Source organism: Flavobacterium sp. Sr18 (assembly GCF_011064265.1).
Taxonomy (GTDB): Bacteria; Bacteroidota; Bacteroidia; order Flavobacteriales; family Flavobacteriaceae; genus Flavobacterium; species Flavobacterium petrolei.
In genome coordinates this window covers 3,026,693-3,041,961 of the sequence record NZ_CP049329.1, presented here as the reverse complement: position 1 = coordinate 3,041,961, position 15,269 = coordinate 3,026,693, and the positions used below count along the sequence as shown (strand labels likewise).

General features: G+C 36.2%; 10 protein-coding genes. 3 read left to right on the top strand and 7 right to left on the bottom strand.

The window, feature by feature from the left end; translation table 11 throughout:
- From bshB1 to G7A72_RS13595, 3 genes are all read right to left on the bottom strand, one after another.
- Positions 1-717, bottom strand: coding sequence for a bacillithiol biosynthesis deacetylase BshB1 (gene bshB1, locus G7A72_RS13605; RefSeq protein ID WP_165152844.1), 717 nt, complete (start codon positions 715-717; stop codon positions 1-3).
- Between the two features lie 49 nt (positions 718-766).
- Complete coding sequence (locus G7A72_RS13600) at positions 767-1,837, bottom strand: isochorismate synthase (RefSeq protein WP_165152843.1); 1,071 nt, start codon at positions 1,835-1,837, stop codon at positions 767-769.
- Positions 1,838-1,962: 125 nt separating this feature from the next.
- The gene (locus G7A72_RS13595; RefSeq protein ID WP_165152842.1) at positions 1,963-2,400 is read right to left on the bottom strand and encodes a PaaI family thioesterase; all 438 of its coding nucleotides are present in this window, start codon (positions 2,398-2,400) and stop codon (positions 1,963-1,965) included.
- A 116-nt stretch (positions 2,401-2,516) separates the two neighbouring features.
- Between G7A72_RS13595 and G7A72_RS13590 the strand changes: the two genes are divergently transcribed.
- From G7A72_RS13590 to purL, 3 genes are all read left to right on the top strand, one after another.
- The gene (locus tag G7A72_RS13590) at positions 2,517-4,043 is read left to right on the top strand and encodes a hypothetical protein (protein ID WP_165152841.1); all 1,527 of its coding nucleotides are present in this window, start codon (positions 2,517-2,519) and stop codon (positions 4,041-4,043) included.
- A 476-nt stretch (positions 4,044-4,519) separates the two neighbouring features.
- On the top strand, positions 4,520-6,352 hold the full coding sequence (locus G7A72_RS13585) for an endonuclease (RefSeq protein WP_165152840.1): 1,833 nt from the start codon (positions 4,520-4,522) through the stop codon (positions 6,350-6,352).
- 92 nt (positions 6,353-6,444) lie between these two features.
- Positions 6,445-10,110, top strand: coding sequence for a phosphoribosylformylglycinamidine synthase (purL, locus tag G7A72_RS13580; RefSeq protein ID WP_165152839.1), 3,666 nt, complete (start codon positions 6,445-6,447; stop codon positions 10,108-10,110).
- A gap of 426 nt (positions 10,111-10,536) precedes the next feature.
- Here the strand turns inward: purL and dnaB are convergent, their stop codons facing one another.
- The 4 genes from dnaB to G7A72_RS13560 form a co-directional block, all read right to left on the bottom strand.
- Complete coding sequence (gene dnaB / locus G7A72_RS13575; RefSeq protein WP_073350996.1) at positions 10,537-12,081, bottom strand: replicative DNA helicase; 1,545 nt, start codon at positions 12,079-12,081, stop codon at positions 10,537-10,539.
- 151 nt (positions 12,082-12,232) lie between these two features.
- Positions 12,233-13,186, bottom strand: a complete 954-nt coding sequence (locus tag G7A72_RS13570) for an acetyl-CoA carboxylase carboxyltransferase subunit alpha (RefSeq protein WP_113666271.1) — start codon at positions 13,184-13,186, stop codon at positions 12,233-12,235.
- 115 nt (positions 13,187-13,301) lie between these two features.
- Positions 13,302-14,189, bottom strand: coding sequence for a DMT family transporter (locus G7A72_RS13565; RefSeq protein ID WP_165152838.1), 888 nt, complete (start codon positions 14,187-14,189; stop codon positions 13,302-13,304).
- Positions 14,176-15,264 carry an LptF/LptG family permease gene (locus G7A72_RS13560; protein WP_165152837.1) on the bottom strand — a complete coding sequence of 363 codons (1,089 nt, stop codon included), beginning with the start codon at positions 15,262-15,264 and terminating at the stop codon, positions 14,176-14,178. The genes G7A72_RS13565 and G7A72_RS13560 overlap by 14 nt, the downstream gene beginning before the upstream one ends.
- Positions 15,265-15,269: the final 5 nt, after the last annotated feature.

Here is a 15,269-nt window from a genome sequence, read left to right as displayed (position 1 = left end):
TTACATCAAATCTGCTAAGCTATTGACTGCCAAATATCTTTCTACAGTAAAACCTTCCGCATGATCGACCCCAGTGAGTCTTCCTAAATCTCTAGAACGGTAATTCAGGCTCTCCAAGAAGTTTTTACTCGTTATTGGCGATTCCGGTTCGTTTGAATTTGCATCATAAAACTGCGAACCGTACGCCAAAATAGATTCGATTTTTTTATCGGTGAAACCCGTAATATCGACAACAAAATCCGGTTCTATATTTTTCCATTGTATGTAATGGTACACTAATTTGGGTCTCCAAGCCGTTTGTTTCTCTCCTTCTAATGAAGTTTCAATCTTCATTAATCCAGACAAAAAACAAGCATCCGAAACCAGTTTGCTTCCCTTTGCATGATCAATATGACGGTCATCAATCGCATTACACAAAACAATCTCCGGTTGGTACTTGCGAATCATTTTTATGATTTCTAATTGATGTTTTTCGTCATTGACAAAAAAACCATCTCGCATTTCTAAATTCTCACGTGCTGAAACACCTAGAATTTTTGCAGCAGCATTCGCTTCCTGATCCCTGATTTCCGCTGAACCGCGAGTTCCTAATTCACCACGGGTCAAATCTATAATTCCTACCGTTTTTCCTAAAGAAATTTCTTTTAAAATGGTTCCTGCACAACCCAATTCCACATCATCAGGATGCGCACCAAAAGCAAGTATATCTAATTTCATCTAAAATTCGTTTAATGTTTTTTTTGTTTAATGTTTAAAGTTGCGAATACTACTTCAAATCCAATATTTTCTTCATAGTCATGGATTTATTGACACTTTCCCTCCATTCTTTTTTAGGAATACTGTCCTTTGTAATACCACAACCCATATATAAATGCGCTTGATTATCTTTGATTTGCATACATCGCAAATTCACATATAAATCTGATTTTATTTCTCCTTTATTAAATCCTTCTTTGTTTAATTCGCCTAAAAAACCAGTATAATATTCCCGGTCATAGCCTTCATGTTCCAAAATAAAATTTTTAGCAACCTCTTTTGGTAATCCACACACAGCGGGTGTTGGATGCAAAACAGAAACAACTTCTTTCAAACTTGAATTGTCATTAATAACCCCTTCAATATCGGTTTTAATATGTGCTAAAGTTCCCGCTTGCGCAGTATAAGGGCTAGAAACGGACACTTCTGAAGTCAATTTCTTTAGATTATCCAAAATAAAATCGGTAACAAATTGCTGCTCTTCCATTTCTTTTTCCTCCCAGACAACTTGTTTATCACCTTGAAGCTTTTGAGTTCCAGCTAATGACATTGTGTAAAAAGTATTCGTATCGGCCTTTAATAATCGTTCTGGTGTGGCGCCCATCCATAAACCTATTTTTGGATGAAACCAGCAATAGCAAAAAGCAGTTGGATAATTTTGAATTAATTTTTCGAAAATTGAAACTAAATCAAAATTTGACAAACCAACGATTTCTTTCCGGGACAAAACCACTTTTTTAAAAGTCCCTTTTGCAATAGCATCAATTCCTTTTTGGACTAGGTTTTCAAAATGTTCTTTCGCATGAATATCTTCAGAATCTTCGAAATCCGAATCATCATTTTCCTGAGAAGAAGTTATCAAGGCTTCCCATTTTACCGATTGATTTCTAGGAATCAGAATCATCTGGTTGCCTTCAAAAGGAGCGAAAACAAATCCCGTCTCTTCAAAATTCTCAGCAAAATACAAGTGATCATTATTCTGAAAAAAACCTGTTAATTTGATGTTGTTTGGTTTTCGGTATAATACAAAAGGTAGATTTTGAGCTTTTTGTTGCTTTACTTTTATAAAAAAATCGATCATATATAATGTATTAAATATAAATTCCTCTAAACATAAAGGCATTATGATTTGCTAAACCGTGTCGAAACCATTAAAGTTAATTTCTAAGAAACTGTTTCTTTGGCTTTTGCTACAATTAAATCCAATTATTTATTTTCGCTTTTTCTTTTTGGTAAAACCATATTCGTAAGCTTGCAAAGTGAAATTAGACTATTGTTTTCATCAGTAATCCTTATTTCCCAAAGATGAATACTTCGGCCCTTGTGAACAATCTTAGCGGTTGCCGTTACAATTCCGTCTCGTTTTGCTTTCAAATGATTAGCTGAGATTTCAATTCCTCGCACCTCGCTTAGTTCAGAATTTACGTATAGCATAGAAGCGGCACTGCCCACACTTTCTGCTAAAGCCACCGACGCTCCGCCATGCAATAATCCCATGGGTTGATGCACGGAAGGATTCACAGGCATTGTTGCAACCAGAAAATCTTCTCCTGCATCTGTATATTCAATATTCAACGTTTGCATTAAGGTGTTTTTAGAAACGTGATTGCAATATTGAAGTATTTTTTCTTTGTCGAATGTCATGTTTTTGTCTTTAAAAATGTAAAAATAATTAAAAGATAACTCACATAACAGTAATTACAATTGTTATTCTGATTTCGAAAATAGATTTTTCCTATTTTTACAAAAAATATAACCAAATGCGTCCCAAAATAGTACTGTTTTTTATTGGAATCATAATGACTATCTGTTCCTGCCGTTCTGATTTTGAGACTGTAGCAAGTACTGGTGATTTAGAATTTTCCAAGGACACGATTTATCTTGACACTGTTTTCTCCAACATTGGTTCCAGCACGTACCGACTTAAAGTATACAATAAAAGCAAAAATGACATTACGATTCCAAGCATTAAATTAGGGAAAGGTTTGAGTTCTAAATACCGAATATCCGTTGACGGAATGCAGGGAACAGACGGGAAAATTTTCAACAATGTCGATCTTTTAGCCAAGGACAGTTTGTATATTTTCATAGAAACCACTGCCAATATTGCTGATGCTAATCCAACCGATTTTTTGTACACCGATCAAATTCAGTTTGACAGTGGCGACAATCTTCAAAATGTGGAACTGGTAACCCTTATACAAGACGCTGTTTTCCTGTATCCAAAACGTTTTGCTGACGGAACCACTGAAACACTTCCAATAGGAAACGAAAAAATTGATGGCTTTTATCTGGATGAAAATGATCCTGTAAATGGAAATGAATTGCAGTTTACCAATGAAAAACCGTATGTAATTTATGGCTACGCAGCTGTTCCTTCGAATAAAACGGCCACTTTTGAGGCTGGAACTAGAGTTCATTTCCATGCGAATTCTGGACTTATTGTAGCCAAAAATGCCTCTATAAATATTAATGGAACTCGCTCAACAACAGATAAATTAGAAAACGAAGTCATTTTTGAAGGCGACCGTTTAGAACCTGATTTTTCAGATGTACCGGGACAATGGGGCGCCATTTGGCTGACTGATGGTAGCACAAATAACACCTTGAATCACCTCACTATTAAAAACGCAACGATTGGATTGTTAATTCAAAACAATGATGGCACGACCGTTTCTGTCAAAAATACCCAAATCTACAATAGCAGCAACTACGGAATTTTGGCGCAGACTGCAAAAATAAATGGAGAAAATGTAGTCATTAATAATGCTGGATTAGCCAGTTTAGCCTGTACCTATGGTGGAAATTATAGTTTTACTCATTCCACTTTCAATAATAATTGGAACAGCTCGCAACAAGTGGCCGTTTTAGTAAGTAATTATATTTTGGGCGCAATTCCGGAAGTGAAAGATTTAACCGCAGCCACGTTTAACAATTGCATTATCTATGGTTCTTATTCAAACGAAATGACTTTGACCAAAAAAACAGGAGCCACTTTTGAATACCAATTCAACAATTGCCTGATTAAATTTGATACCGTATCCAACCAATTCGCAACGAATCCTGATTATCAATTTAATACGGATACAGCACATTACAACGCGATACTTTTGAACAAGGATCCAAAATTCTTCAATATATCACAGAACAAATTTAATATCGATGAAACTTCTGGCGCTTTCGCAAAAGGGAATTCGGCGTATCTAATTCCACTTGATATTATAGGAAACACGAGAACTTTACCGCCAGATTTAGGTGCGTTCCAAAACAAAGCTTTTCCAAAATAAACCGCTCTGAATTAAGCCATATTATACACTTAAAAGGTTAATTCCAATAATAAAATTGGCTTACAACATCCTATATATAAACCAGTTGGATGTAATTCAATTTGTTTAATTTTTAAACCACATAGAAACATAGATTTTAAAATTTTGGGAGGCGTTTCACTTTTTTAGATAAAGCCATAGCTATGTAAACACAAGACCCGAGCGATAGCGAACAGGCGAAGCAATTGGGCTATCCGGCTCTTTTTTCTATGTTTCTATGTGGTTCCTTTTTTTTATGAGATTAATTGAAATTTTTATTAATTACACACAACGGGTGATGTTAATAATAATGTTAAGAAAATCTTAATTATATTCACAATTTCTTAACATAAACGATATTAAAAGTTATAAATTTGCATCAGCTCAGTGTTTTTAAAATTTAAAAATCAAGTTTTAAAATCTGAAATTAACCCCAATAACCAAAACAAATTTAAATTATGAAGAAAATCTACTCTGCCTTATTATTGTTATTCGTCACAGTCGGTATCGCCCAAATACCGAATACTTATTATACCACCGCCACAGGAACTGGCTACACATTAAAAACACAACTTTATAACATTATTAAAGGCCACACTGATAAAGGATATGCGGGATTGTACACAACTTACCAAACATCTGACCGTGATTACTACTATGAAAATGATGCTACAATATTAGACATGTATTCCGAAAAACCTACAGGAACAGATCCTTACACCTATTCTGCAGGAACAACACAAAGGTGCGGAACCTATAGCGTAGAAGGCGATTGCTACAACAGAGAACACATTATTCCACAATCAACTTTCAATTCTGCCGCACCAATGGTTTCGGATGCGCATTTCATAACTCCAACCGACGGAAAAGTAAATGGTCAGCGTTCTAATTATCCACATGGACCTGTGACTACAGCAACTTGGACCTCCTTAAACGGAAGTAAACTTGGATCAAGTACAACTTCTGGTTATTCCGGTCCTATTTTCGAACCTATCAATGAATTCAAAGGTGATATTGCACGTATGTATTTTTATTTTGCAACACGTTACGAGAATACCGTAGCCGGTTATTCTTATGCAATGTTTAATGGCACAAGTAATCAAGTTTTCACTACAGCTTTTTTAAACTTATTGATAACATGGCACAATCAAGACCCTGTGAGTTCTAGAGAAATTGCTCGTAACAATGCCATATACGCCATCCAAAACAATAGAAATCCTTATATTGATCACCCTGAATACGTTCAGGCAATATGGAATCCAACTGCTGATGCACAAGCTCCTACAGCTCCCGCAAATTTAGTGTCATCCGCAAAAACAACTACTACAATTTCGCTTAGTTGGACAGCTTCAACTGACAATACTGCCGTAACTGGCTATAATGTATACATGGATAATGTATTAAAAACAACAGTAACTGGACTTACCACTACTATTACGGGATTAACAGCCGCAACAGCTTACACTTTTAACGTGAAAGCTAAAGATGCCGCAGGGAATATTTCAGCACCTAGTAACATCCTAAGCGTAACTACTACAGCAAATGGTGCAACTACAACGGATTTACTATTTTCTGAATATATTGAAGGTTCTTCGAATAATAAAGCGTTAGAAATTTCAAATGCAACTGGTGCAGCAATCAACTTATCGATTTATAGCATCAAAAAACAAACTAATGGAGCCGGTGCTTGGAGTACAGGATTACCGCTGACGGGAACTTTAAATAATGGTAGTAAATTCACTATCGTAAATAGCCTAATGGCATCCAGTTGTTACCCAATAAGTTCTGCAAACATTTCTACATCAGCAACTGAGATGGCTTTTAACGGAAATGATGCTGTGGGGTTATTCAAAAATGGCGTTTTAATTGACATCATTGGAACTTTTAATGGCGGAACGGCAAACTTCGCAGCTGATGAAACAATCCGAAGAAAAGCTACTGTTACTTCTCCTACAACTACTTTCAATAAAACGGCCCAGTGGGATTCATACACATCAGATACGTGTAACAATTTAGGAAGCCGTATGGTTGCAAAAGCATCGAAAACAGAATCTGTATTAGATATCAATACAATTGTTATTTATCCAAATCCATCCCAAGGAACTTTCTCTGTCAATAATTCGAATAAAATGTATTCTATCGAAATTTATTCTATCATTGGTCAGAAAATTTACAGCGAAGAAAACAGCACCAAATCAGAAATTACGCTGCCAAACATTGCTAAAGGAACATACTTGGTTCGCGTTAGCATCGATTCGGATTCGGTCATAAAGAAATTAATAATCAACTAATTCTAAAAGCGGCAAATTTGCCGCTTTTTTTTTAGCCAAAATTTAATCTTAATTGTCTAAATTTGCACCGCAATACAACAAACTACATAACAATGATCCATTTCTTTGAAAACCAAAGCAAAACTGTTTTTGCCGTACACACGCAAAACGAAATTTCGGCTCAAGACATTTCAAAATTAAACTGGCTTTTTGCCGATTCAAATAAAATAGAAAAATCCGTACTGACGGATTTTTTTGTTGGTCCTCGCGCCACTATGATAACGCCTTGGAGCACTAATGCTGTGGAAATCACCCAAAACATGGGAATATCTGGCATCATTAGAATTGAAGAATTTCATAAAGCTACTGCTGATTTTTCGGATTTTGATCCGATGCTGTCGCAAAAATACACCGAGCTAAATCAAGATATTTTTACTATCAACGTACTACCAGAAGCCATTTTGGACATCGATGATATTGCTACTTACAACAAACAAGAAGGATTGTCTTTAAGTCCTGATGAAGTGGAATATTTAGATAATCTAGCGATTAAATTAGGACGAAAACTAACTGATTCTGAGATTTTTGGTTTCTCACAAGCCAATTCAGAACACTGTCGTCACAAGATTTTCAACGGAAAATTTATCATTGACGGAGAAGAAAAAGAATCTTCTTTGTTCAAATTAATCAAAAAAACATCTCAAGAAAACCCGAACGACATCGTTTCGGCTTATAAAGACAACGTTGCTTTTGTAAAAGGACCACGGGTACAACAATTTGCGCCAAAAAGTGCTGACAAACCTGATTTTTATGAAGTAAAAGAATTTGATTCTGTTATTTCTTTAAAAGCAGAAACACATAATTTCCCAACAACTGTAGAGCCTTTCAATGGTGCTGCAACGGGTTCTGGTGGAGAAATTCGGGACCGTTTAGCAGGTGGACAAGGTTCTTTACCAATGGCTGGAACGGCAGTTTACATGACTTCATACTCTCGTTTAGCCGAAAACAGACCTTGGGAAAACGGCATGACCGAAAGAAAATGGTTGTATCAAACCCCAATGGATATTTTGATTAAAGCATCAAACGGAGCTTCTGATTTTGGGAATAAATTTGGGCAACCGTTAATTACAGGTTCTATCCTGACTTTCGAACACGAAGAAGACGCGCGCAAACTAGGTTTCGACAAAGTGATTATGCAAGCGGGTGGAATTGGGTACGGAAAATTAGACCAAGCGATTAAGAAAAAACCACAAACAGGTGATAAAATTGTAATCCTTGGTGGTGAAAATTATAGAATTGGAATGGGTGGAGCTGCAGTTTCTTCAGCAGACACAGGCGCTTTCAGTTCAGGAATTGAATTAAATGCGATTCAACGTTCGAACCCAGAAATGCAAAAACGTGCTGCCAACGCCATTCGTGGTTTGGTAGAAAGTGACATCAATCCAATTGTCTCCATTCACGATCACGGAGCTGGAGGACATTTGAACTGTCTTTCAGAATTAGTGGAAGATACTGGTGGATTAATTGATTTAGACAAATTGCCTGTGGGAGACCCTACCCTTTCGGCAAAAGAAATAATTGGTAACGAATCTCAAGAAAGAATGGGATTGGTTATCGCCAAAGAAAACATCGATTTATTGCAAAAAATTGCTGACCGTGAGCGTTCTCCAATGTATCAAGTAGGAGACGTAACCGGAGATCACCGTTTTACTTTCGAATCAAAATCAACTGGTGCTAAACCTATGGATTTTGCCTTGGAAGACTTTTTTGGAAGTTCTCCAAAAGTGGTCATGACTGACAAAACAATTGAGAGAAACTATACTGATGTAACATATGACGAGAAGAATATTTCAACCTACCTAGAGCAAGTACTTCAACTGGAAGCGGTTGCTTGTAAAGACTGGTTGACCAATAAAGTAGACCGTTGTGTGGGTGGTAAAGTTGCCAAACAACAATGTGCCGGCCCATTGCAATTGCCATTGAATAATTGTGGTGTAATGGCTTTGGATTACCAAGGAATACAAGGAATTGCCACTGCGATTGGACACTCTCCTATTGCTTCATTAATTGATCCGGTGGCAGGAACAAGAACTGCTATTGCTGAATCTTTATCAAACATTGTTTGGGCTCCAATAAAAGACGGATTAAAAGGAATTTCACTTTCGGCAAATTGGATGTGGGCGTGTAAAAACGAAGGCGAAGACGCTCGTTTATATGCTGCAGTTGAAGCGTGTTCGGATTTTGCAATCGAATTGGGAATCAACATTCCAACCGGAAAAGATTCACTTTCCATGAAACAAAAATATCCAAATGAAGAAGTAATTGCACCGGGAACGGTAATTATTTCAGCAGGTGGAAATTGTACCGATATTAGAAAAGTAGTAGAACCCGTTTTACAAAGAGACGGTGGTTCTATTTATTACATCAATTTATCCCAAGATGATTTCAAATTAGGCGGTTCTTCGTTTGCACAAACATTGAATACTATTGGAAAAGAAGTGCCAACAATTAAAGACGCTGCATTTTTCAAAAGAGCCTTTAATACCATTCAAGAATTAATTTTAGATAACAATATCCTTGCAGGACATGATATTGGAAGTGGTGGTTTGATCACGACTTTATTAGAAATGTGTTTTGCAGATGTGAATTTGGGAGCAAAAATAGATTTCTCTCCCGAAGCATCGGGATTCGATGAGAAAGATTTGATAAAAATCCTCTTCTCTGAAAACATTGGAATTGTTATTCAAGCGAAATCAGATACCGAAGTGGAATCTAAATTAAACGCAAATAATGTTTCTTTCTATAAAATAGGAACTGCTACGAATGAAGCAACTTTAGACCTTGGACTTTCGACTTTTGATATAAAAGAATACAGAGACATTTGGTTCAAGACCTCGTTTTTATTAGACCAAAAACAATCGAAGAACGGAACGGCTCAAGCGCGTTTTGACAATTATAAAAACCAAGCTTTAAATTATACTTTTCCTGCACATTTTACAGGAAAATTACCTGTCATTTCGAGCGCAGTCGAGAGACCTAAAGCAGCTATTATCCGTGAAAAAGGAAGTAACTCGGAGCGTGAAATGGCAAATGCGATGTACTTAGCCGGTTTTGATGTTAAAGACGTTCACATGACCGATTTGATTTCAGGTCGCGAAACTTTAGAAGACATTCAGTTTATTGGTGCTGTTGGTGGATTCTCTAATTCAGATGTTTTAGGTTCTGCCAAAGGTTGGGCTGGAGCATTTTTATACAATGAAAAAGCAAAAACCGCTTTAGACAATTTCTTCAAAAGAGACGATACTTTGTCAGTTGGAATTTGTAATGGTTGTCAATTATTCATGGAATTGGAAGTCATTAATCCGGAGCATGAAGTTCACGGAAAAATGCTGCACAACGAAAGTAATAAACACGAAAGTATTTTTACATCGGTTACCCTACAGGAAAATAATTCGGTGATGCTTTCTTCATTAGCAGGAAGTACGCTTGGAGTTTGGGTTTCGCATGGAGAAGGAAAATTTAATTTACCAATGGGTGAAGAAAATTATAATATTGTTGGAAAATATGGCTTCGATAACTATCCTGCAAATCCAAACGGTTCAGATTACAATACAGCCATGCTATGTGATACAACAGGAAGACATTTAGTAATGATGCCGCACATTGAGCGTTCTACATTTCAATGGAACTGGGCACATTATCCAAAAGATAGAAACGATGAAGTTTCGCCTTGGCATGAAGCTTTTGTCAATGCCCGAAAATGGATGGATAAAAAATAATTTATTATATAAATTTAAAAAAGCGTTCTTGAAAAAGAGCGCTTTTTTTATGACAAAAAATTGAAAAATTTTAAAAACAAAAGGGAAAAAATTAATAGACACAAAATCTATAATGCAACCTAACCTTTAGCCTCAACCAAATGGCGTTCAAAATAACTATCGGTTCTTGCAAAATATATCTACCAATAATAAATTTTTGTGTTTTATTTAAAATCTTCTATTTACTTTATTGCGAACAAATATTTTAAGGAATCCAACTCATTTTTGAACTTGTCTCAATAATCTAAAATATTTGTAAGCAATATAGTTTTCTCTAGTAAAATTATTTACTTCAAGTGAAGCAATTACAATAATCCTAAATTTATTTTTTTAGAATAGAGCCTGTAAAACCCTGTTGATTAAACAGACCGTCTAATGATTAAATTTCTAAAAAGGAACGTCGCTGTCATCATCAGGATCATTCAAATTACTTCCAAAAGCATCATTAGCAGACGGTAAATTTTTAGTAATAAAAGGATTATCATCTTGATTCATGCTGGATGGTAAATCATCATACCCACCGCTGTAATCTTCCAAATTATCAAATTTTCCTAAATGTCCAATAAATTTCAAACGAACGTTTTCAATACTACCGTTACGGTGTTTTGCAATCATTATTTCTGCTTGACCAGCTGTTGGTGATGCTTCATCATCATCCCATTCGTCAATTTTGTAATATTCGGGACGGTATAAAAAAGATACAATATCGGCATCTTGCTCAATCGCTCCCGATTCACGTAAATCAGATAACAAAGGTCTTTTGCTGGATCCACGGGTTTCCACCGCACGCGACAATTGCGAAAGTGCAATTACAGGAACGTTCAATTCCTTGGCTAAAGCTTTTAAGTTTCGAGAAATCGTAGAAATCTCCTGCTCTCTATTTCCTCCACCTTTTCCGTTTCCTCCGGCCGTCATCAATTGCAAATAATCGACAATTATGATTCGGATTCCATGTTGCGAAACCAAACGTCTGGCTTTGGCCCGTAAATCAAAAATCGATAACGAAGGCGTATCATCAATAAATAATGGTGCTTTTTCTAAATTCTTCACTTTAGTACTCAACTGTTCCCATTCGTGTTTTTCTAATTTTCCGGTACGCAATTTCTCCGATGACAAACCTGTTTCCGAAGAAATCAAACGGGTGATCAACTGAACAGATGCCATCTCCAGAGAAAATAAGGCAACTGGCATTCCGAAATCAATTGCCATATTTCGAGCCATCGATAATACGAATGCGGTCTTACCCATTGCAGGTCTTGCCGCTATAATAATTAAATCACTCGGCTGCCAACCAGAAGTAATCTTGTCTAACTTGTCAAAACCAGTGGCAACACCACTCAATCCTTCTTGACCGGCGATTTCCTCAATTCGTTTTTTGGCTTGCAATACTAAACTCTGTGCCGTCTCCGAGCTTCGTTTGATATTTCCTTGTGTGACCTCGTATAATTTAGATTCGGCTCTGTCTAATAAATCAAAAACATCTGTTGTTTCGTCGTAAGAATCTTCGATAATTTCTGTCGAAATCCGAATCAAACTACGTTGAATAAATTTTTGAAGAATAATTCTGGAGTGAAATTCAATGTGTGCCGAAGACGATATCTTTTGCGTAAGCTGAATTAAATAAAAATCACCCCCTGCCAACTCTAACTTTGCATTTTTTTTCAGTTGAGCAGAAACGGTTAATAAGTCAATCGGCTGCGTTTCTGTAAACAGTTGCACGATAGCCTCAAAAATATGTTTGTGTGCTTCTTTGTAAAAAGCATCGGGCTGTAAAATATCAATTACATCATCAACCCCTTTTTTATCAATCATCATGGCACCCAATACAGCTTCCTCTAAGTCGAGAACCTGCGGTTGCAATTTTCCTTTTTCAAGGCTTATAATAGTAGTTTTATCAACCTTCACAGGATTAATATTTCTGAAGTTTTCCATAGAACGAAAGTAGCAAAAATTAAAAAAAAATCGACATTGAGTTGTTACAAATAAATGTTCATAACTAACTATTTTTTGTTTATAACCCAAAAAAAATCCGTCTCATTCTAGGTTTTAGCACGAGACGGATTAAATATCAAATTGTAAGATTTTACTCTTTATATTCACCCATTTTGCTGTATTTCTCCATCCTCTGGGCAATTAATTGTTCTGTTGATAAGTCTTTCAACTCATTAAAACCCTTCATAATATATTGCTCTACGGTTTTGAAAGCAGTTTCTCTGTCGTAGTGTGCTCCACCTAACGGTTCTGGAATAATATCATCTACTAATTTTTGCTTTTTCATGTCAGCCGATGTCAATTTCAAGGCTTCAGCAGCCTGTTCTTTGTATTCCCAGCTTTTCCATAAAATAGAAGAACATGATTCTGGCGAAATAACGGAATACCAAGTATTTTCCATCATATATACTTTGTCCCCCACTCCTATTCCTAATGCGCCACCAGAAGCTCCTTCACCAACAATAACGGTGATAATAGGCACTTTTAAGCGAATCATTTCAAATATGTTTCTGGCAATAGCTTCTCCTTGTCCGCGTTCCTCTGCTTCTAATCCTGGATAAGCGCCCGGAGTATCAATCAAAGTCAAAACTGGAATGCCAAATTTCTCTGCCATTTTCATCAATCGCAACGCTTTTCTATATCCTTCCGGATTGGCCATTCCAAAATTACGGAACTGACGCGTCTTAGTATTGAATCCTTTTTGTTGACCCACAATCATAAACGATTGTCCGTCAATTTTTCCTAAACCACCAATCATGGCTTTGTCATCTTTAAAACCTCTGTCTCCAAAAAGTTCCAGAAAAGTATCACCGCACAAAGCGCGAACGTGATCCATTGTATACGGACGACTTGGATGTCTGGAAAGCTGAACACGTTGCCAAGCAGTCAGATTCTTATAAATATTCCTTTTAGTCTCTTCTAGTTTCTTGTTGATTTGTTTGCAAGTATTCGTTACATCAACATCTGATTCCTGACCAATAACGAGACATTTGTCTAACTGTTCTTCTAGTTCTTTTATTGGAAGCTCAAAATCTAAATATTCCATAGGATTTTTGCGTTTTTGTTTTTATTTCGAACCGCAAATATAAAATTTTAAATCGTTCGAAAAGGTAAATATTCTATTTATATGTAAAAGTTTGCTTCAATAAAGCAGGAAGTTCTTATTCTGTTTTACCCTTTTGATAGTGTTTAATTGCACCATTTAGGATTACTGTGATTACTATTATCAGTGCGCCAATGTAAAATTCAAAACTCATTTTCTCTTTTCCGCCAAGGATGAAATACGCCAAAATAATTCCGTAAACCGGCTCTAAATTAGTAGTCAGCATAACCGTGTACGGCGTTAGTTTTTGCATTACTTTCACCGATGCCGTAAAAGCATACGCGGTACAAACCGAGGCTAAAATCAGGATTAAAATCCAATTATTAGCGGTCAATACAAAAAAGTCCAATGTGAATTTCCCTTGAAATAAAAAGTAAATGGTGATGAAGGCAACGCCCGCCAAAAATTCATAAAACGAGATAACCGAAGGATCGTGATCCGCAATCAGCTTTCCGTTCATCAGCGTAAACAAAACACCTAATATAATGGATGCCAAAGCGTACAACATTCCGTCAAGGTAATTGATTTCAACTTTCATAATCAATGCCAATCCTGCGATTATGATGAGTCCAAAAAAGACTTCGTACCACAAAACCTTTCGACCATAAAAAAGCGGCTCTAAAATAGATGCGAAAAAAGCACCCAATGAAAAAACCGACAGTGTTATCGACACATTAGAAACATGAATCGCTTTGAAAAAAAAGATCCAATGTAATGCAATCAATAACCCGACGAAAATCAATTTGAGGAACGATTTTAAGGGAATTCGAAACGATTTTTTCTTAAAAACCAAAAACAGCGCTAAAAAAACAGCTGCAAAAAACATGCGATACCAAACCAAAGCATCTGCTGTTATGGTAATTAAAGCGCCTAAAATGGCGGTAAAACCCCAGATAAAAACAATCAAATGGAGGTTTAAATAACTTTTTAAATTATCGTTTTGCATTTCGTAATAAATAAATGGCTAAAATTCCAAAAGCAATATTAGGCAACCAAACGGCTAACATGGGCGGAATACTCGATTTTTCGGCTAATACGCCAAAGATTTTATCAAAAAACACAAAGGCAAAAGCCAGTGCAATTCCAATGGCTAGATTCGTTCCCATTCCACCTCTTCGCTTCATCGAAGAAACGGCTACGGCAATAATAGTCAAAATAAATGCCGATACCGGAACGCTGTATTTTTTATACAAAACCACTAAATACACGTTGATATTAGAGGAACCTCTTTCTCTTTCTTTTTCGATAAAAGCATTCAATTTTCCTAAGCTCAACGTTTCCGCAATATAAACTACAGGTGTCAAATCCTCTAAATCAAAAGTAAAAATAGCATTTTTTTCCGGCAGCTTTTCAATTTTATCATTCAGTTCACCTACCGTTCTTTTCGTGTAATCATACATCGTGTAGGTACTATCCTTTGGATTCCATTTGATTCTGCTGGCCGTTATTTTATGAACTAATTTCTCGTTTTTAAATTTCTCCAAGGAGAAATTAAAAGCAATTTTAGATTCCGTATTGAAACTGTTTACATAAATGAATTCATTGTCATTGATCTGGCGGTACACATCCGTATTATCACCACGCATCGCTTCTTTTCCGCCTCCTTTCAAGTACGTATACCTGAAATTATTAAAACCTTCACTGGCCGCCGGAACGACAAAGAAACCCATTAACAATACAAAAACTGAAACGATGGAAGCGCCAATAATGTAGGGTCTTAAAAATCGTGTAAATGAAATTCCCGAACTTAAAATGGCAATAATCTCCGTATCATTCGCCAGTTTTGACGTGAACCAAATTACCGATAAAAACAAAAATATCGGGAAAAGAGAATTGGCAAAATAAACTGTAAAGTTGTAGTAATAAAGTGCAATCTCTAAAAACGGAACTTTGTTTTCCAGCATTTTATTGATCTTCTCGGATACGTCCACAACAATTCCTATGGGGATAAACAACAACAGCATCACCGCAAATGTGGCTAAATATCTTTTTAGGATGTATTTGTCTATTATTGTAAGCATGTTTT